Annotated in this window: 16 protein-coding genes; 4 read left to right on the top strand and 12 right to left on the bottom strand. The window is 71.7% G+C overall.

Annotated features, from left to right (window positions below):
• Positions 1–33 precede the first annotated feature (33 nt).
• Genes OO60_RS43025 through OO60_RS43010 form a run of 4 tightly spaced genes read right to left on the bottom strand, consistent with a single transcriptional unit; the run spans position 34 to position 4321 of the window.
• Positions 34–1752 carry an aminotransferase class V-fold PLP-dependent enzyme gene (locus OO60_RS43025; protein ID WP_004558742.1) on the bottom strand — a complete coding sequence of 573 codons (1719 nt, stop codon included), beginning with the start codon at positions 1750–1752 and terminating at the stop codon, positions 34–36.
• On the bottom strand, positions 1749–2516 hold the full coding sequence (locus OO60_RS43020; protein WP_004558741.1) for an amino acid ABC transporter ATP-binding protein: 768 nt from the start codon (positions 2514–2516) through the stop codon (positions 1749–1751). Before OO60_RS43020 ends, OO60_RS43025 begins: the two co-directional genes overlap by 4 nt.
• Positions 2509–3387, bottom strand: coding sequence for an amino acid ABC transporter permease (locus tag OO60_RS43015; protein ID WP_004558740.1), 879 nt, complete (start codon positions 3385–3387; stop codon positions 2509–2511). Before OO60_RS43015 ends, OO60_RS43020 begins: the two co-directional genes overlap by 8 nt.
• On the bottom strand, positions 3374–4321 hold the full coding sequence (locus OO60_RS43010) for an ABC transporter substrate-binding protein (RefSeq protein WP_004558739.1): 948 nt from the start codon (positions 4319–4321) through the stop codon (positions 3374–3376). Before OO60_RS43010 ends, OO60_RS43015 begins: the two co-directional genes overlap by 14 nt.
• 97 nt (positions 4322–4418) lie before the next feature.
• On the opposite strand from OO60_RS43010, the gene OO60_RS43005 reads away from it, so the two are divergent.
• Complete coding sequence (locus OO60_RS43005; RefSeq protein WP_004558738.1) at positions 4419–5402, top strand: Gfo/Idh/MocA family protein; 984 nt, start codon at positions 4419–4421, stop codon at positions 5400–5402.
• Here the strand turns inward: OO60_RS43005 and OO60_RS43000 are convergent.
• Positions 5363–5944: a riboflavin biosynthesis intermediates N-glycosidase gene (locus OO60_RS43000; RefSeq protein ID WP_033263558.1), complete on the bottom strand. Its 582-nt coding sequence runs from the start codon at positions 5942–5944 to the stop codon at positions 5363–5365. The two genes, OO60_RS43005 and OO60_RS43000, sit on opposite strands and share 40 nt — an antisense overlap.
• 64 nt (positions 5945–6008) lie before the next feature.
• A complete protein-coding gene (locus tag OO60_RS42995; protein WP_004558736.1) occupies positions 6009–7214 on the bottom strand; it encodes a family 8 glycosyl hydrolase in 1206 nt (401 codons plus the stop codon).
• Positions 7215–7369: 155 nt separating this feature from the next.
• Here OO60_RS42995 and OO60_RS42990 point away from each other — a divergent pair, with 155 nt between their 5' ends.
• Positions 7370–7771: a PPOX class F420-dependent oxidoreductase gene (locus OO60_RS42990; RefSeq protein ID WP_004558735.1), complete on the top strand. Its 402-nt coding sequence runs from the start codon at positions 7370–7372 to the stop codon at positions 7769–7771.
• Between the two features lie 43 nt (positions 7772–7814).
• Here the strand turns inward: OO60_RS42990 and OO60_RS42985 are convergent, their stop codons facing one another.
• From OO60_RS42985 to OO60_RS42975, 3 genes are all read right to left on the bottom strand, one after another.
• A complete protein-coding gene (locus tag OO60_RS42985; RefSeq protein WP_004558734.1) occupies positions 7815–8357 on the bottom strand; it encodes a TetR/AcrR family transcriptional regulator in 543 nt (180 codons plus the stop codon).
• Positions 8357–9901 (bottom strand): acyl-CoA synthetase, encoded by a 1545-nt coding sequence (locus OO60_RS42980; protein ID WP_004558733.1) that lies wholly within the window; start codon positions 9899–9901, stop codon positions 8357–8359. The genes OO60_RS42985 and OO60_RS42980 overlap by 1 nt, the downstream gene beginning before the upstream one ends.
• Before the next feature lie 66 nt (positions 9902–9967).
• A complete protein-coding gene (locus tag OO60_RS42975) occupies positions 9968–10336 on the bottom strand; it encodes a winged helix-turn-helix transcriptional regulator (protein ID WP_004558732.1) in 369 nt (122 codons plus the stop codon).
• A gap of 93 nt (positions 10337–10429) precedes the next feature.
• On the opposite strand from OO60_RS42975, the gene OO60_RS42970 reads away from it, so the two are divergent.
• The gene (locus OO60_RS42970; RefSeq protein ID WP_004558731.1) at positions 10430–10816 is read left to right on the top strand and encodes a RidA family protein; all 387 of its coding nucleotides are present in this window, start codon (positions 10430–10432) and stop codon (positions 10814–10816) included.
• On the opposite strand, the gene OO60_RS42965 is transcribed toward OO60_RS42970, so the two are convergent.
• The 3 genes from OO60_RS42965 to OO60_RS42955 all read right to left on the bottom strand — a co-directional run bounded on the left by OO60_RS42965 (position 10813) and on the right by OO60_RS42955 (position 14902).
• On the bottom strand, positions 10813–12015 hold the full coding sequence (locus OO60_RS42965) for a hypothetical protein (protein ID WP_033263557.1): 1203 nt from the start codon (positions 12013–12015) through the stop codon (positions 10813–10815). The two genes, OO60_RS42970 and OO60_RS42965, sit on opposite strands and share 4 nt — an antisense overlap.
• Positions 12012–13793 carry a P-loop NTPase family protein gene (locus OO60_RS42960; RefSeq protein ID WP_033263556.1) on the bottom strand — a complete coding sequence of 594 codons (1782 nt, stop codon included), beginning with the start codon at positions 13791–13793 and terminating at the stop codon, positions 12012–12014. The genes OO60_RS42965 and OO60_RS42960 overlap by 4 nt, the downstream gene beginning before the upstream one ends.
• A 101-nt stretch (positions 13794–13894) precedes the next feature.
• Complete coding sequence (locus tag OO60_RS42955) at positions 13895–14902, bottom strand: IniB N-terminal domain-containing protein (protein ID WP_033263555.1); 1008 nt, start codon at positions 14900–14902, stop codon at positions 13895–13897.
• Between the two features lie 302 nt (positions 14903–15204).
• Here OO60_RS42955 and OO60_RS42950 point away from each other — a divergent pair, with 302 nt between their 5' ends.
• Positions 15205–16326 carry an Hsp70 family protein gene (locus OO60_RS42950; RefSeq protein ID WP_033263554.1) on the top strand — a complete coding sequence of 374 codons (1122 nt, stop codon included), beginning with the start codon at positions 15205–15207 and terminating at the stop codon, positions 16324–16326.
• Positions 16327–16388: the final 62 nt, after the last annotated feature.

Here is a 16388-nt window from a genome sequence, read left to right as displayed (position 1 = left end):
ACGGCCGCATCGACAAGGTCCGTTCGGGCAGCGTCAGGCGCGGATTTCGTTGAGGTAGTTGTAAATCGTGTAGCGGGTGACGTCCAGGCGCCCGGCTAGGTGGTCGACCGCGTCCTTGATGAGGAAATAACCGGCTTCGTCGAGTTCCCGCACGACGGCCGCCTTGTGGCGCTTCTTCATCAGGTCCACCGGGATCCCGGCCTTCGTCACCGCCCGGTCCACCAGGAACCGCTGCAGGCTGTCGACATCCGGTGGGAAAGTCTCCGGCTCCCCGTTGCCGCCGGGGGACGCGGCCGGGTCGACGCTGTTGACGCACAGGCAGCCGACCGCGACGCCGTCGGCGTCCCGCAGGAACAACGTCGACGAGCGGATCGCGCGGCCGTCCGGGCCGTGGGTGCGGTAGTTCGTCAGGTCCTGGGTGGTGCCGCGGCGGACCAGGCCGAGCAGCAGGTCGGTCATCGGCCCGCCGACACTGCGGCCCGTGAGGTCGCCGGCGATGGCGACGATCGAGTCCGGCAGCCGGCTCAGGTCGTGCAGCAGCACTTCGTTGCCCGGGCCGAGCATCGCCGCGAGCCCCGGGATCGCGGGCACCAGCGCGGTGAGCACCTCGTGCGTCGTCGCGCCCGGGGCCGGGACGGACAGGGGTGCCCGCGGCCGGGTCAGCGTCTCCAGCGCTTCCCTGAGCAGGTCCGCGGCCGCCGCCGGGGTCGAGGCGTGCGGCGACAACCGGACGTGCTCGGGCCGCACGGTCGCCGCGATCCCGGCGTTGGCCAGCGCCGCCCCGACCTGCTCGGCGGGGTGGCCGGGCAGCGTGAAGGCCAGGATTCCCGCCCGGCGATCGACCGCCGACACGACTTCGGCGCCGCAGGACGCCAGTACCTCTTCGAAGGAGGCCAGCCGCTCGGCGATCCGCGCCGCGATGGCGCCGACGCCCGCGTCCTCGACCAGCTCGAGGGCCTCGGCGAACGCGCCGGAGGTGATCGGGCTGAGGTTGGAGATCGACCACGCCTGCGCGGTGGCGTCCGGCGGGTGGATCTCGTCGTCGAACAGGCCGGGGTCGCGGGCGCCGGTCCAGCCGGACAGCACCGGGTCCATCCGGTCCAGCGCGCGGTCGGACAGCACCGCGAAGCCGGTGCCCCAGCCCGCGCGCAGCCACTTCTGCCCGCCGACGACCAGGACGTCGGCGACCTCCCACGGCTCGTCGACCACGCCGAAGCCCTGGATGCCGTCGACGACCAGCAGCCGGTCGCCGACGACATCACGCAGCGCGGCCAGGTCGGCGCGGTAGCCGGTGCGGAAGTCGACGGCGCTGACGCTGACCGTCGTGATCTCCGGCGTCAACGCGTCCGCCACCCGCTCCGACGTGACATAGCCGCTGGTCAGACGCCGGACGCGGAGGCGGCCGGCCTGTTCGGCGCGGGCCCACGGGTAGGTGTTGGCCGGGAATTCCGACGCCGACACCAGCACCTCGCCGGTGCTGTGAAACGCGGCCTGGAACAGGCCGAGGCTGGTGTGCGGCAGCAGGACCGTGTGATCGGTGTCCGAGCCGGACAGCCGCGCGGCGGCGGCCTTGGCCCGGATCTCCTGCCGCATCAACTCGTCCACAGTGGACGGCCCGGCCGTGGTGGCCTGGTCGAGCAGGGCGGCGGTCGTGTCGAGCACCGCGTGCGACGGCGGCCCGAACCGGGCGAAGTCGAGGTAGCCGGCGGGCTCGTCGAACTGGAGCAGGTACCGGGGCGAAATCCGCGTCACGCGAGGATCCTCGCCAGGAACTGCCGGGTGCGGTCGTGCTTCGGCGCGCTCAGCACCTCCGACGGCGGCCCGGTCTCGACGACGGCGCCGTCGGCCAGGAACACCACCTCGTCGGCGGCCTCCGCGGCGAAGCTCATCTCGTGCGTCACGACGACCATCGTCATCCCCTCCCCCGCCAACGTACTCATCACCTCGAGGACCTCGCCGACCAGCTCCGGGTCGAGCGCGGACGTCGGCTCGTCGAACAGCATCAGCTTGGGCTTCATCGCCAGCGACCGGGCGATCGCGACGCGCTGCTGCTGCCCGCCGGACAGCTGCGCCGGGTACGCGTCCGCGCGGTGGGCCAGCCCCACCCGGTCCAGGAGCTCGAGCCCCTGCCGGCGGGCGTCGTCCGGCTTGACCCCCAGCACCCGGATCGGCCCCTCGACGACGTTCTCCAGGGCCGTCCGGTGGGCGAAGAGGTTGAACCGCTGGAAGACCATGCCGATGTCACGGCGCTGGCGGGCGACCTCCCGTTCGCGCAGCTCGTACAGTTTGCCGCCGCGCTGCCGGAACCCGATCGGCTCGCCGTCGACCCAGATCTGGCCGGCGTCGATGGTCTCGAGGTGGTTGATGCAGCGCAGGAACGTGCTCTTCCCGGCACCGGACGGCCCGAGCAGGCAGACCACCTGTCCCTTGTGGACGTCCAGGTCGATGCCGCCGAGGACTTCGGTGTGGCCGTAGGACTTCCGGACGCCGACGGCACGCAGCAGGGGCTCAGACACGGGCACTCCTCACCAGCGGCACGCCGCGCAATGCCTTGCCCGCACGAGCGAGCGGCCCGCGGTCGGCCTGGCCGAACGCACGTTCCAGGTAGTGCTGGCCGACGCCGGCGACGGTCACCACGACCATGTACCAGACGGCCGCGGCCAGCAGGGTCTCCATCACCAGGAGGTTGTTGGACGAGATGTTGTTGGCCGCGTGGATCAGCTCGGTCACGCCGATCACCGACGCCATCGACGTACCCTTGAGCATGTTGATGAAGTCGTTGCCGGTGGGCGGGATGATCACGCGCATGGCCTGCGGCAGCACGACCCGGCGCAGCGTCGCGGCCGGCGTCATGCCGATCGACTTCGCCGCCTCGGTCTGTCCACTGTCGACGCTGTTCAGCCCGGCCCGGACGATCTCGGCCATGTACGCGCTTTCGTTGAGCGCCAGGCCGAGGAACGCGGCGGTGAACGCGCTGATCAGCACGTTCGTCTGCGCGTGGACGAGGAACGGGATGTCGATGACCGGGAAGACGAGCGCCAGGTTGTACCAGAGCAGGATCTGCAGCAGCACCGGAAGCCCGCGGAAGATCCAGATGTAGCCGGCGGCGAACCAGCGCGCGACCGGGTTGGCGCTGCGGCGCAGCAGGGCGATGACGATGCCGAGCACGATCGCGACGGCCTGCGAGAGCACGGCGAGCACGACGGTGTTGAGCAGGCCGGTCGCCATCACCTTGTAGAAGACGAAGTCCGGGACCTGGTCCCACGCGATCTGCGCGTTGCCGAGGGCGATGCCCAGCAGCACGAGCAGCGCGAGGATGATCGCGGCGGCGACCCACCGGCCCCAGTGCCGGAGCCGGACGATGGGCAGTGGTTCAGGAGCCGCCATTGACCGCGGCCTCCTTGACGGCGCCCTGCTCGACACCCCAGGCCTGCAGGATCTTGCCGTAGGTGCCGTCGGCGATCAGGGCCTGCAGCGCCTTCTGCACGGAGTCGCGCAGCGCGGTGTTGGTCTTGTTGACGCCGATGCCGTACGGGCCACCGTCGATCGGCTCACCCGGGACGACCTCGAAGAACTTGCCGTCACCGGCGGTGCGCGAGATGTAGACGGCGCTGGGCAGGTCGTTGAGGATCGCCTGCACGCGGCCGGTGCGCAGCTGGTTCTGGTTCTGGTTGTCGCTGTCGGTCGCCGTGACGTTGACCGCGGGCTTCCCGGCCTGCGTGCACTTGGTGCTCTGCTCGGCGGCGAACTTCTGGTGACTGGTGCCCTGCACGACGGCGACGTTCTTGCCGCAGAGGGTGTCCGGGCCGGTGATGCCGTCGGGGTTGCCCTTGCGGATCATGATCGTGATGCCCGAGGTGAAGTAGTCGACGAAGTCGATCTGGGCCTGACGCGCCTTGGTGTCGTTCATCCCGGCCATGGTGAGATCGATCCGGCCGGACTGGAGGCTGGTGATGAGCGAGCCGAAGGCCATGTCCTGGTGCGCAACGGGGACACCGAGCTTGGCGGCGATCGCCTTGGCCAGATCGACCTCGTAGCCGATCGGGGTCTTGCCATCGGCGGCGTAGAAGTTGTTGGGCGCGGACTGCAGGTTCGACGCCAGGTGCAGGCCCGCCTGCTTGACGGCGTCCGGCAGGGCCGCGTTGAGCTGGGCGTCCTTCTGCACACCCTGGACGATCGCGGCGGTGTCCGGGATGCCGGAGGCGGGCGCCCCGGCGGCCTGCGACGTCCCGCCCGCACCATCCGGACCCCCACCACAGGCCGTCACCAGCACGGCCAGGCCGGCGAGCAGCGCCCCCTGCACGACACGGGAACGGGACATAACGGACCTCCACTGTTCGGCTGGCCGGAACGCTACAACTCGTTGTTGAAGAGGTCAACTGGCTGTTGAAATCTGATCCGGTGCTAACTTCGCGCCCATGACCCTGCGGATCGGCATCCTGGGGGCGGCTCGCATCGCGCCCGCGGCCTTGATCAAGCCTGCTGCGTCGTCCTCTTCGGTCTCGGTGACCGCGGTCGCGGCTCGGTCACGCGACCGCGCGCAAGCGTTTGCGACCAGGCACGGGATCCCCGTCGTGCACTCCTCGTACGAGGCTCTCCTGGCGGATCCGGAGATCGACGCGGTGTACAACCCGCTGCCGAACGGCCTCCACGGCCGCTGGACGCTCGCGGCCTTGGCGGCGGGCAAGCACGTGTTGTGCGAGAAGCCGTTCACGGCGAACGCGGCGGAGGCCCGAGAGGTCGCTTCGGCGGCCGCCGCGTCCGACCGGGTCGTGATGGAGGCGTTCCACTACCGCTACCACCCGCTGGCGTTGCGCGTGGAGGAGATCGTGGCATCGGGCGAACTGGGGACGCTGCAGCGGGTGGAGACGGCGTTGTGTTTCCCGCTGCCGAAGTTCTCCGACATCCGGTACGACTTCGGCTTGGCGGGCGGGGCGACGATGGACGCGGGCTGCTACGCGGTCCACATGGCCCGCGTGTTCGGCGGCGAGACACCGACGGTGGTGTCGGCGTCGGCGAAGCTGCGATCGCCGCAGGTGGACCGGGCAATGACGGCGGAGCTGAAGTTCCCCTCCGGCCACACGGGCCGGGTGACGTGTTCGATGTGGTCGTCTTCGCTGCTGAAGATCAGCGCAACGGTGATCGGTTCACAGGGTTCGCTGTCGGTGCTGAATCCGGTGGCACCCCAGGCGTTCCACCGCCTCACGGTCCGCGCGGGCAACGCCCGCCGCACGGAGAAGTTCCCACGACGGGCGTCGTACGAGTACCAGCTGGACGCGTTCACAGCGGCGGTACTGGAGGGCGCCCCGGTGAAGACCTCGGCGGCGGACGCCGTGGAGACGATGACGGTGATCGACGAGATCTACCGGGCAGCCGGACTCCCACTGCGCGAGCCCAGCTGAGCCCGCACGTCGGCAAGCGCGAAGCCGAGCAGGTTCAGGCCTCGCCATGCCCGCGGCTTCTCCGCGCGCGGGTCGTCGGCCGGCAGCCCGATCCCCCAGACCCGGTCGACCGGGCTCGCCTCCACCAGCACTCGCCGGCCCGTGCCCGCCAGGTACCGCCCCAGCTCGGGGTGCTGCCGGAACTTCGCCGCATTGCCCTCGACCACGATGTCGTAGCGGTGGGCGACCCAAGCGGTTTCGTCGAAGCCCCGGACCCGGCGGCCGAAGTCCTTCGCCTGCTTCGGGTGCACCGCGGTCAGCACCTGCGCCGCCACCTCTTCGTCGCCGAAGAGCTGCGCTTTGCGCCACATCATGTAGTGCTCCGCCGTGGCGAAGCGGACCTCGTCGACCGAGAAGGGCGCCGGCCACCACTGGCTGAAGCAACCGGCGCCGACCCCGCCGCCGCGGGGCGGCCGGTGACCCCAGAAACACACGTACTTGAACCGCTGCCCGGCGTCGAGGGCGCGGGTCAGCTCCTCGACACTGCGCGGGTGACCGGTCATGGCGCCAGTCTCACCCACGCGACGGTCGTCCCGCACCCGAATTCCCGGGTGCGGGACGAACCGCTCAAGCTGCCACGTAGTTACCGCTGAGAATCAGCAGAACCTGGATGGTGATCCCGGTCCCGTAGTAGTCCGTCGCGTCCGGGGACCACGACGAAATCGCCGTCCACAGCTTGTCCAACCAGACCTGACTCCCCGAGTCCGTCATCGCCGCCACCGCGAACGGGGCCGTGAAGCACGGGTGCTGGCCACTCTCCGTCTTGGACCCCGACAGCGAATACCCGCTCTGGATCTTCGCCGGGTCACCACCGGTCGCCGACTTGATCCAGGTGTTCATCTTGCGAACCTGCGCGGCCGCCGCGCTGCCGGACGCCGTGATCGCGTCCACGCCGAGACGCCACGGATCACGGCAGGCGTTCCAGCTGTACTTCCCGTCGTACGGCCCCTCGAGGAAGTTCGACGGCGCCGGCTTGGGCGTCGAGTTCGTGCTGACCACGAAGTCCGGCAGCAGCCCGGTGTTCGGCGCGTACGACGACTGCAGCTGACTCACCGCCGTCTCCGAACGAGTACGAACGGAGTCCCAGAAGCTGTCCCCGGTCGCCGCGGCGAACGCACGCAGGTGCCCCGGCATCCAGTCCGACGAACGCGAGCTGTTCTTGTACTCCGCGTCGTTCCCCCAGTCCCCGAGCAGCGTGAACTTGGTACTGCCGTTGACCTCGCTCTTCTTGATCGCATTGATGATCCGAACGGCCTCGGCCTTGTAGTTGACCGAGCCGGAGCTGCCCCACTTCTTGTCCGCGATCAGCAACCCGTAGGCGATCTCGAGGTCGCCGTCGGTGGCGGAGTCGCTCCCGTTGACGCTCTTGCAGTTCGAATCCTGCTCGGCCGCGTGCAGGTCCTTGTTGTTGACCGACGGGTGCGCCTTCACGAACTTCAGTATCCCGTCGACGATCGAGCGCGCCTGCGGGTCCTTCTCCGCCATCATGGCCGAGATCGTCATGCCGTACCCCTCGCCCTCGGCGACGAAGGAGTGGTCGGCGTCCTTGGACAGCACGGCGTAGGTGCCGCTGCCGCACTTGGTCGTCAGGAAGTTCTTCTTCCAGAAGTCGTAGTACTTCTGCAGCGCGGCATCCTGGGTGGCCTGCGAGACGGACGGCCGCAGCGTGCCCGGCACGTACGGCGTGCCGGCCGCGGACGCGGACGCAGGCACGCTCAGCAGCCCCGCGGCGAGCGCGGCCGAAACCACCACCGCCCGGACGACTTTCTTCATGACTCCTCCGTAAAGACATCGTTGGCTGCGGCGAAGGTGATCGAAGCGTGACAGAAGGTTCAAGACCGGGTCAAGAGCGTTAGGAAACTTTACTTACTATTACCGTGAGTGGTCCCACACCGCCGCGCGGCCCCGGACGGACTAGCGTGAAGCCCATGAAGATCGACCTCGACGGCCGCGGGCCGGACTTCCGCGCGTTCTGGACCGAGCGCCACCTGGCCACGCTGACCACGGTCCGCCCGGACGGCACCCCGCACGTCGTCGCGGTCGGCGTGACCGTCGACTTCGAGGCCGGCCTCGCCCGCGTGATCACCTTCGCGCCGTCGGTGAAGGCCCGGCTCGTGCGCGCGGCGGGCGAGGCCGGGATCCCGGTCGCGGTCTGCCAGCTGGACGGCCCCCGCTGGTCCACTTTGGAGGGACACGCGGTGCTGCGCGACGACCCGGAGTCGGTGCGGGACGCCGAAAACCGGTACGCGGCCCGGTACCGGCAGCCCAAGCCGAACCCGCAGCGGGTCGTCATCGAGATCACCGTCACCCGGGTGCTCGGCAACGCCTGACCCGCTCGTGAGCGGGAAACAGTGTTCTAACACTGTTTCCCACTCACGAGGCGCGGGAGTGGACCAGCCGCGCGTACTCCGCCAGCAGTTCTGCCAGCTCGCCGTGCTCCCCCGCCGACGCCAGCTGCTGGTGCCCCACCAGCATCGCCATCCCGAGGGACGTCAGCGTCCGGGCCAGCGCGCGGTCGCCGACGATGCCCGCCACCGCCCGGCCGACCGTCCGCACCCGGGCGTCGTCGACGCGTTTCTGCGCCGCACGCACCGTTTCGTCGTTGCGCGCCCACGCCCGGATGGCCGCCTCGGCCTCGTGGGGCAGGCCGAGGGTCAGGTCCATCAGCGCGGCGAAGTCCGCCGACGGGCCGCCCGTGCCGAAGTTCCGCTCGCGCAGGATCAGCACCTGGCGGTTCTCCCAGTGGTCCAGCAGCTGATCGACGAACCCCGGCCAGCCGCCGAAGTGGTGGTAGAACGACCCGCTCGTCACCCCGAGGGCGCGGCACAGCGCGCCGACGGTCAGCTCGGTGAACCCGTGCTCGGCCAGCAGGTCCAGCGCGGCCCCGAAGTACGCCTGCCGCGTGACCGGCGGCATCAGACGTTCCGGTCCCGGTCCCGCCAGTAGGGTTCGCGCAGCGACCGCTTGAGGATCTTGCCGGTCGCGTTGCGCGGCAACGCGTCCACGACATCGACAGTGCGCGGGCACTTGTAGTGGGCCAGCCGCTCGCGGCAGAACTCGACGATCTTCCCGGCGTCGAGCTGCTCGCCGGTGACGACGGCCTTGACCTGCTCGCCCCACCGGTCGTCGGGGATGCCGATCACGGCCACCTCGGCGACGCCGGGGAATTCCGCCACCACGCGCTCGACCTCCGGTGAGTACACGTTCTCGCCGCCGGTGATGATCATGTCCTTGACGCGGTCCTCGAGGAACAGGAACCCGCCGTCGTCGAGGCGCCCGACGTCGCCGGTGCGGACCCAGCCGTCCACAATGGTCTCCGCGGTCGCCGCCGGTTTGCCCAGGTAGCCCGCCATCCGCTGCTCGGTGCGCACCCACACCTCGCCGGCCTCGGCGGCCGCCAGCGTGACCGGGTCGACGATCCGGATGTCCACTCCGGACAGTGCGGTGCCCGCCGACGCCAGCCGTTCGGGACGGGTGGGGTCCCGGTGCGCCTCGGGGTCGAGGGCGGTGACCGCGCCGGACAGCTCGGTCATGCCGTAGACCTGCGCGAACTTGACGTCCGGCCAGGCGGCGAGCACCGTGCGCAGCAACGGGAGCGGCATCGGCGAAGCGCCGTAGCAGAGGTACTTGATGCGGGAGAACGCCTGGAGCGCGGCCTCGCCGGCCTGCGCGATCCCGGCCACGACGGCGGGCACCAGGAAGGCGTGCGTGATCCCGGCCTGCAGTGCCGCGAACAGCGAGGCCGCGTCGGGCTCGCGGGTCAGGTACGACGGTTCGCCGTAGAGGAACCCGGAGACCGCGTAACAGCTGCCGCCGACGTGGAACAGCGGCATCGCCACCAGGTTGACGTCACCCGGGCCGATCGGGAACGCGGTCCCGGCGGCCATGCCGTGCGCGAGGACGCTGCGGTGGGTCAGCACCGCGCCCTTCGGAAACCCGGTGGTGCCGCTGGTGTACATCACGAGCACGCCGTCACCGGGGTCGACGGCGGTCCCGCCGTGCGGGGCAGCGGAGGTCAGGAAGGACTCGTACTCGTCGGCGTCCCCGCCGACGACGACCACGCGTTCCAGCGACGGCAGCCGGTCGCGGATCGCCTCGAGCGCGGGCCGGAGTTCGGCGCCGACGAAGACCACCTTCGCGCCCGCGTCCGCGAGCACGTAGGCGAGTTCGTCGCCGGAAAGCCGCCAGTTGACCACGGCGTTGGCGGCCCCGAGCCCGGCCGCGGCGAAGGTCGTCTCCAGGCAGGCGGGGTGGTTCTTGTCGACGAACGCAACCCGGTCACCGCGCGCGATCCCGGCGGCCGCGAGGGCCCCGGACAGCCGCCGGACCCGCTCGTCGAACTCGGCCCAGGTCCAGCTCCGCTCGCCGAAGATCAGCGCGGTGGCGTCCGGGCGTTCCCGCGCCCAGTGGGCCAGGACCTCGCCGAACAACCGGACCCGCGGGCGGACGTCTTCGGGCATGGGCGTTCCCTCCGGACCGGCGTCGGACCATAGACCGGCCTATGGTGCGCCGCGGCCGGTGCGGCGTCAATACCGGCCGTCGAAGCGGTGCCGGGCGGTTTCGATGTCCTCGATGAACCGCTGGGTCCAGCCGCACATGCTGTCGACCGTCGCGCGCAGCCCCTGCCCGGGCTCGGTGAGGGTGTATTCGACGCGCGGCGGCACGGTCGGGTGCACCTCGCGCTCGACCAGCCCGTTGCGCTCCAGCATGCGCAGGTTCTGCGTCAGCATCTTGTGGCTGATGCCCGCGACCTCGTTCCGCAGCTCGCTGAACCGCAGCGTCCGCTCGCCGAGGGTCTCGATGATCAGGAACGCCCACTTGTTGGCGACGTCCGAGAAGATCTCGCGCGCCAGGGAATCCGCGCGGGAGAGGTCCGCGTCCTGCTTGGTCACCATCTGGTTCCCCCGTCACCGAAAAGTGCCTTCTTCCGCATGGCCCAACACTCTCCTACGGTTCCTGGGTAACCACAAGAGAGCACGGAGGAAGAGATGGCTGTCACCCTGCTGAACGCCCCCGAGCTGCCCGAGGTCGACGTCTATCACCAGGTCGCCGTGGCCGAAGGGACGAAGCTCGTCTTCGTCGCCGGCCAGGTCGCCTGGGAGACCGGAGGCGACCTCGCCGCGCAGGTCGAGCAGTGCTACGTCAACGTCGCCGCCGCACTGGCCGCGGCGGGCGGATCGTTCGCCGACGTGGCCAAGCTGACCTGCTACGTCGTCGACTGGGCACCGGACAAGATGCCCGCCCTGCTCGACGGCATCGCCCGCGGCAGCGCCAAGATCGGCACCACGGCGAAGCCACCCGCCACGCTCATCGGCGTTGCGGCGCTCGACGTGCCGGAGCACCTCGTCGAGATCGAGGTCACCGCCGTGCTCTAGGCGAACAGCGAGAGCAGCCCCTCGGCCGACCGCACCACGACGTGCGCCGCCGCGCGTTCGGCGTGGGGGCGGTCCGGGCGTTCCGCCTCGTGGCGCCAGCGCCGCAACGCGTCCAGCCCCGCCTCGTAGATCTCGTTCGGGTCCGCGTCCGGCTCCAGGTCGAGGCGGTCGGCCGGGGCCGTGCCCTGGGCGCCCAGCAGCCGGACCGCCTCCTCCGCCGGCTCGCCGGACAGCGCCGTGCGGCCGCCGCGGATGTCGGCGATCAGGCGCAGCTCGCGGAAGTCGTGGGCGGCCGCCGCGAAGCGCTCCACCCGGGACACCAGGCGGTCGCCGCCCGGGCGGGGGTGCGCCGCCAGCAGGGCCTCCAGGCGGATGATCGCCGTGCGGGCCTTCAACGCCTCGGAGCGCGCCACGAAACAGCCGGCGAGGGTGTCGCGCAGCTCGCCCAGCCCGCTGCGGCGCACCAGTTCCGCCGACAGCTTCACGCGGTCGTCGCAGCCGGTGCGGATCAGTGTGAGGGCCAGGCGGACGCCGAACATCCCGAACCGGACCACCAGCGACCGCCGCGTCTCGACCGGGATCGGGCCCGGGAACGCCGGGTCGGTGAACGAATCCACCGACAACACGTGCCGTTCCAGTTCCTCGCGGGGCACCGCGGCGAACGCCGCCAGCAGGTCGAACTCGTCGTCGCGCAGCGAGCGGCCGCCGTACGCGAGCTGCCCGGCGACCGCGATCACGCCCAGGAACCCCGTGCACAGCGGGTCTTCCCGCCACGCGCGCCGCGCCAGCTGCTTCGCGGTGAGCAACGCGTCGATCCGGCCCGCCCCGACCTCGTCGGCCCGCGACAGCACCAGCACCGAGTTGACCGCGCTCTGCCGCGCGAACGGCGACCCGCCCGGCGGGTGCGCCGCCGCGAGCTCGTCCGGTTCGAGGTGGCGGACCAGCCGGACCATCGCGTCCGGGACGTCGTCGGCCGGGCCGGGGTCGTCCAGCAGCACCAGGTCGCGCAGCGCGCGCGTCGGCCATTCGCCCAACGCGGCGGCGAGCGTCGTCTTCCCCGACGACGGCGCCCCCGTGAACGCGACGCGCAGCGGCTGCTCCAGCCGGTTGAGGCAGTCGTGCAGCAGCGCCGACGCCCGCGGGTCGTCCCGGTAGAGCCCGGCCGCGGCGTGCAGCAGGTCGCGGACGTCCTGGGTCACGCCGAAAGTTCCCGTCGCTGCTGCCGCCCGGCGATCGTGCCGAGCTCGCCCGCGCGCTGGTGCAGCGCGGCCAGCCGGTCGATCTCGCGGCGGACGTGGACGGTCCGCCGCTCGCGCTCGGCGGTGCCGGCCAGGATCGTCTCGCGCTCGCGCGTCAGCTCGTCGGCGAGTTCCTCCGCCAGCCCGGTGAAGTGGTCGCGCAGGCGCCGCTGCACGACGCGGATCGAGTCGCGGGATTCCTTGCTGAACCGCAGGAAGACGTCGTCGACGTGCCGTTGCGCCGCCTGCTTGGCGACGGCCTGGCGCCGCTGCAGGCGCATCCCGCCCTCGTCCTTGATGGTCTTCGCGGCGAACGCGGCACCGGCGCCGAGCGACACCGGGTTGATCAGCGGCAGCCCGGCGAGGCTGGTGACCAGGCCGAACATCAGCACGCCGCCGTAGGACCCGCGCAGGCCGGTGAACGCCTGCTGGCCGATCTTGAACTTCTCGATCTTCGGCCGCCGGACGTCGTCGAGACCGTCCACACCGGACCCGTCGAGCCGCAGGTCGGGCAGCGCGAGGTCGTACTGGGCACCGAAGCAGGCCGCGACCGCCTGTGCGATCCACTCCGCCCGGTCGGCCAGCCAGGTGTAGTTCGTGTCGACCGCCTCGGCCAGCGCGTTGTCCAGCCACGGCGCGAACTCGTCCCACACCTTGGCCGGGTCGCCCTCGTCGAAGGTCCGGTCGATGGTGTTGACGATCTTGCGGGTCCGCTCGCGCAGGTCGTACTCGGCGTCGGACAGCAGGTCGGTGATCTCGTCGGACAGCAGGTTCTGCCAGCGGGTGTTCTGCCGCCGCAGGTCGTCGGCGCGGCGCTGGGCCCGCTGCAGCAGCGCGGCCTGGCCGAGCCCGGCGTCCTGGGCGACGGTGTCGATGCGGTCCCGCAGGGACTCCACCAGTTCGGCGGCGGCAGCGCGCACGCCGACCGCGGCGAGCAGCGCGCGGGACTGCTCCGGCGGGCGCGCGGCCTGCTCGGCGATCCAGCCGAGCAGCTCCGGGAACCCCGAGCGGGCGTTGAGATCCGCGTCACCGGCCTTCGCGGCGGCTTGGCGCACCACGGCCGAAACCGGCAGCACGGGCGCGTCGATGCCCGCCTCGCCGAGCATCGCGCGGTCGCGTTCGGCCACCGCGCGCCACCCCGGGCAGGCGTCGATCTTGGTGAGCGCCAGCACGACGTGCGGGCACCAGGTGCGCACGTGGCGCGCGAGCGCGAGTTCGGCCGCGCTCAGCGGCGCGGTCGCGTCGGAGACGAGGATCACCGCGTCCGCTTCGGCGAGCACGTCCAGCGCCGCCGCCGTGCGCGGTGACCGCGGGTCACCGACCGGTGGGGTGTCGACCAGCACCAGGCCGGCCGAGAGGAGCTCGCGTGGCACGCCGACCTCGACGCGGCTGAGCGTGCCGGCGGGCCGGGCGCCGAGTTCGCCGGTGAGCCGTTCGACCGCGACCGGGATCCGTTCGCGGGACCGGCCGACCAGCGTCGCGGCGGGTTCGGCGGAGTAGGCGATTTCCGTGGGCACGGCCGGGGTCGCGGCGTCGCCGACCGCGCACACCGGCGCGTTCAGCACGGCGTTGAGCAGATAACCCTTGCCCTGTTTGGGGAAGCCGAGCACGCCGAGCCGGGACTGCCCGGCCGGGGCGTCCCGGCGTCTGCGCAGGCGCTCGGCGAGATCGGCGCGGCCGTGGGTGCGGCACGCGTCCAGCGTCTCGTTGAGCACTTCGAGCCAAGCCGGTGCGGTCACGATGGTCGAGTGTCCCCGGTTAACTCCCCGTACGCACACCGGGTGCCCGTCCCGCGGCTGCACCCAGACCGCGGGACGGGCACCGGTGACCGGTTCGGGGATCAGTGCCCGATGTGGATGTCGTTGTGGGACGCGACGTCGCCGATGTGCAGGTTGCCCAGCGCGTTGTGACCCACGTTGGCCACGTCGGAGACCACGTCGTGGACGGCGGTGCCGTTGCCGGAGGCCAGCTCACCGACGTTGCCGACGGTGTTGTGGTCGGCGCTGATGCCGGCCGCCGAGGTGACGGTGCCGGTGACGTCGCCGAGGCCGTGGACGGCGCCCGTGACCTCGCCGGTGACGTGCTTCACGTCGAGGTCGCCCGCGCCCTTGAGGATGCCGGAGAAGTCGCCGACGTTGCCCACGACCGAGTTCACGGTGTGGGTCAGGTCACCGGACACGTCGCCGACGTGCGTGGTGGCCTCGTAGACCGGGGCGGTCGCGTTGTTGGAGACGTTGCCCAGCACGCCCTCGCCGAGGTGGCTGACCTCGCCGACCGCGCCGACGGCGGCGCTGTGGTCGACGTCGGTGACCGAGTACACGAGGTTGCCGGCCACCTGGACCGCGTCCAGGCTCGAGCCGAGGTCGCCCGCCACGCCGAAGGCGCCGGTCGGGTCGCCGGCCAGCGCGGTCACGCCGGCCGCGGTGTTGGTGACGTCGGTCACGGTGGTGACGGTGTGCCCGAGGTCGCCGACGGCCGGGAGGCCGAGGCCGCCGACACCCGGCAGCTCGCCGCCCAGGTCGCCCACGACCGGCAGGTCGGAGGTGGCCGGCAGGCCGAGGCCCGCGGTGAGGGCGGTGAGCTGGTCGATCGCGCCCTGGATGCCGGTCGCGTCGGTGCCGGTCTGGGTCAGGTCGCCGACGGCGGGGAGGCCGCCCACGGCCGGGAGGCTGTCGACCGGCACGTAGTCGAGCACCAGCGGGAGGACCTCGTGCACGTCGGCGGCGCTGACGTCGCCGAGGCCGGCGGCGGCGAGGACGCCCTGCGGGTCCGTCCCGAAGGCCGCCAGCGCGGTCGGGTCGTTGAGCAGGTTCAGGGCGAAGTCGTGCAAGGTCTGCACGGATTCCATGGAGTTTCTCCTGGTCCGGTGGTTCGGGGGACGGCAGCGACCGCAGGGACGGCTGCTCCGTCATCAAGGTAGGGAGCCGGTCCCCCAGCGCACATCGGGGATCACTCCGAGTCGCAGTCCGGTCAGCCGATAGGGGATCGATATGTCATCGTTAGGGAGTTAGGGGCTCATCCGAGACGCGCTCAGTTGGGTTAAATCCCTCTACGCCCTTGCCTGACTAACCCGTTTGGGTGAGGATGCCCCGAACCCTAGGGGGAATTGCCTGCCCCCGATCGGCCCCACGAGGTGAGGAGGAAGCGCCGGTGCCCTACGTCCTCGGGATCGATGTGGCACAGGGCCGGACCCACGCCGCCACCTGCCGCCGCCAGGGCCCCGGCTGGAGCGACCCCGAACCCCTCTGGCTGGGCGACCGCTCCCCGGCCGCGGCGTCCGCGCTGTTCCTCGACGACGAGGGCTACCTGCTCACCGGGGACGCGGCCGCGCAGGCCGGCGCCCGGGTGCCGTCCCGGCTGCTCACCGGCTTCCACCGGCGCATCGGCGACGACGTGCCGATGCTGGTCGAAGGTGAGCCGTTCCCGCCCGAAACGCTCACCACCGTGCTCGTCGAAGGGATCGCCGAGCACGCCGCGAACCTGTTCGGCGGCGCCCCGCACCACCTGGTGCTGACCCACCCCGGCGACTGGGGCGGCTACCGCCGTGACGTGCTGCGCCGGGCGCTCGCCGACGCCGGGTTCACCGCCGTCACGCTGGTTCCCGGTTCGGTCGCCGCGCTCGGCGCGCACCTGCCGGTCCCCGGCCCCGGCGCACAGGTGGCGGGGGTGTGCGAGTTCGGCGCCGACGGCGTCAACGTCACCCTGGCGACGGCGACCGGCGCGAGCGGCTGGCAGCCCGGCGCGAGCGCCGAAGGGGTCGCCCCGGCGGCCGCGCTCAGCACGCTGTTCGCCCTCGCCGGCTCGGCGTCGGCGGTCCCCAAGAGCCTCGCCGGGGTGGTGTTCTGCGGGGACGTCCCGCCGCACGCGCTGCCGGCCCGGCCGCCGTGCCCGATGTTCGCGGGACCGGTTCCGCCGGCGACCGCCGCGCTCGGCGCGGCCGCCCTCGCGGCGCTGCGCGCCGACCACCGCGGGACCCCCCAGGAACCCCCGGCCGTCGAGACCACCCTGCTCCCCCAGGTGGACACGCTCGGTGAGCTCGGCGACCGGCCGCCCCGGCCGCCGGTCGACATCACGCCGTTCGAACTGCCCGAGCGCACGAGCCCGCTGAACCTGTTCCGCCGGCGGCGTCCCCTCGCCGCCGCGGTCCTGGTGCTCGCCGCGGCCGTCTCGGCCGTGGTGATCACCGTCACCGCCCGCGAAGCCACCGCCGGCCCCGGTACCGCTCCTGGCCCGGCCACCAGCGCGCCGAGCCAAGGCGCCTCACCGCCCTAAGTCCTTTTCCCAAGCCGAGCCGCCTCCCCCACCCCGCCACTTCCCCCTCCGGTGAAGGTCAC

The organism is Amycolatopsis vancoresmycina (assembly GCF_000716785.1).
GTDB classification, from domain to species: Bacteria; Actinomycetota; Actinomycetes; order Mycobacteriales; family Pseudonocardiaceae; genus Amycolatopsis; species Amycolatopsis vancoresmycina.
This window is presented reverse-complemented; position numbering and strand designations above follow the sequence as displayed.

What these genes read in the sequence shown, in the direction of transcription:
- OO60_RS43015 (WP_004558740.1), bottom strand. Translation starts at nt 3,387, where the DNA reads ATGGCGGCTCCTGAACCACTGCCCATCGTCCGGCTCCGGCACTGGGGC.
- OO60_RS43010 (WP_004558739.1), bottom strand. Translation starts at nt 4,321, where the DNA reads ATGTCCCGTTCCCGTGTCGTGCAGGGGGCGCTGCTCGCCGGCCTGGCC.
- OO60_RS43005 (WP_004558738.1), top strand. Translation starts at nt 4,419, where the DNA reads ATGACCCTGCGGATCGGCATCCTGGGGGCGGCTCGCATCGCGCCCGCG.
- OO60_RS43000 (WP_033263558.1), bottom strand. Translation starts at nt 5,944, where the DNA reads ATGACCGGTCACCCGCGCAGTGTCGAGGAGCTGACCCGCGCCCTCGAC.
- OO60_RS42995 (WP_004558736.1), bottom strand. Translation starts at nt 7,214, where the DNA reads ATGAAGAAAGTCGTCCGGGCGGTGGTGGTTTCGGCCGCGCTCGCCGCG.
- OO60_RS42990 (WP_004558735.1), top strand. Translation starts at nt 7,370, where the DNA reads ATGAAGATCGACCTCGACGGCCGCGGGCCGGACTTCCGCGCGTTCTGG.
- OO60_RS42985 (WP_004558734.1), bottom strand. Translation starts at nt 8,357, where the DNA reads ATGCCGCCGGTCACGCGGCAGGCGTACTTCGGGGCCGCGCTGGACCTG.
- OO60_RS42980 (WP_004558733.1), bottom strand. Translation starts at nt 9,901, where the DNA reads ATGCCCGAAGACGTCCGCCCGCGGGTCCGGTTGTTCGGCGAGGTCCTG.
- OO60_RS42975 (WP_004558732.1), bottom strand. Translation starts at nt 10,336, where the DNA reads ATGGTGACCAAGCAGGACGCGGACCTCTCCCGCGCGGATTCCCTGGCG.
- OO60_RS42970 (WP_004558731.1), top strand. Translation starts at nt 10,430, where the DNA reads ATGGCTGTCACCCTGCTGAACGCCCCCGAGCTGCCCGAGGTCGACGTC.
- OO60_RS42955 (WP_033263555.1), bottom strand. Translation starts at nt 14,902, where the DNA reads ATGGAATCCGTGCAGACCTTGCACGACTTCGCCCTGAACCTGCTCAAC.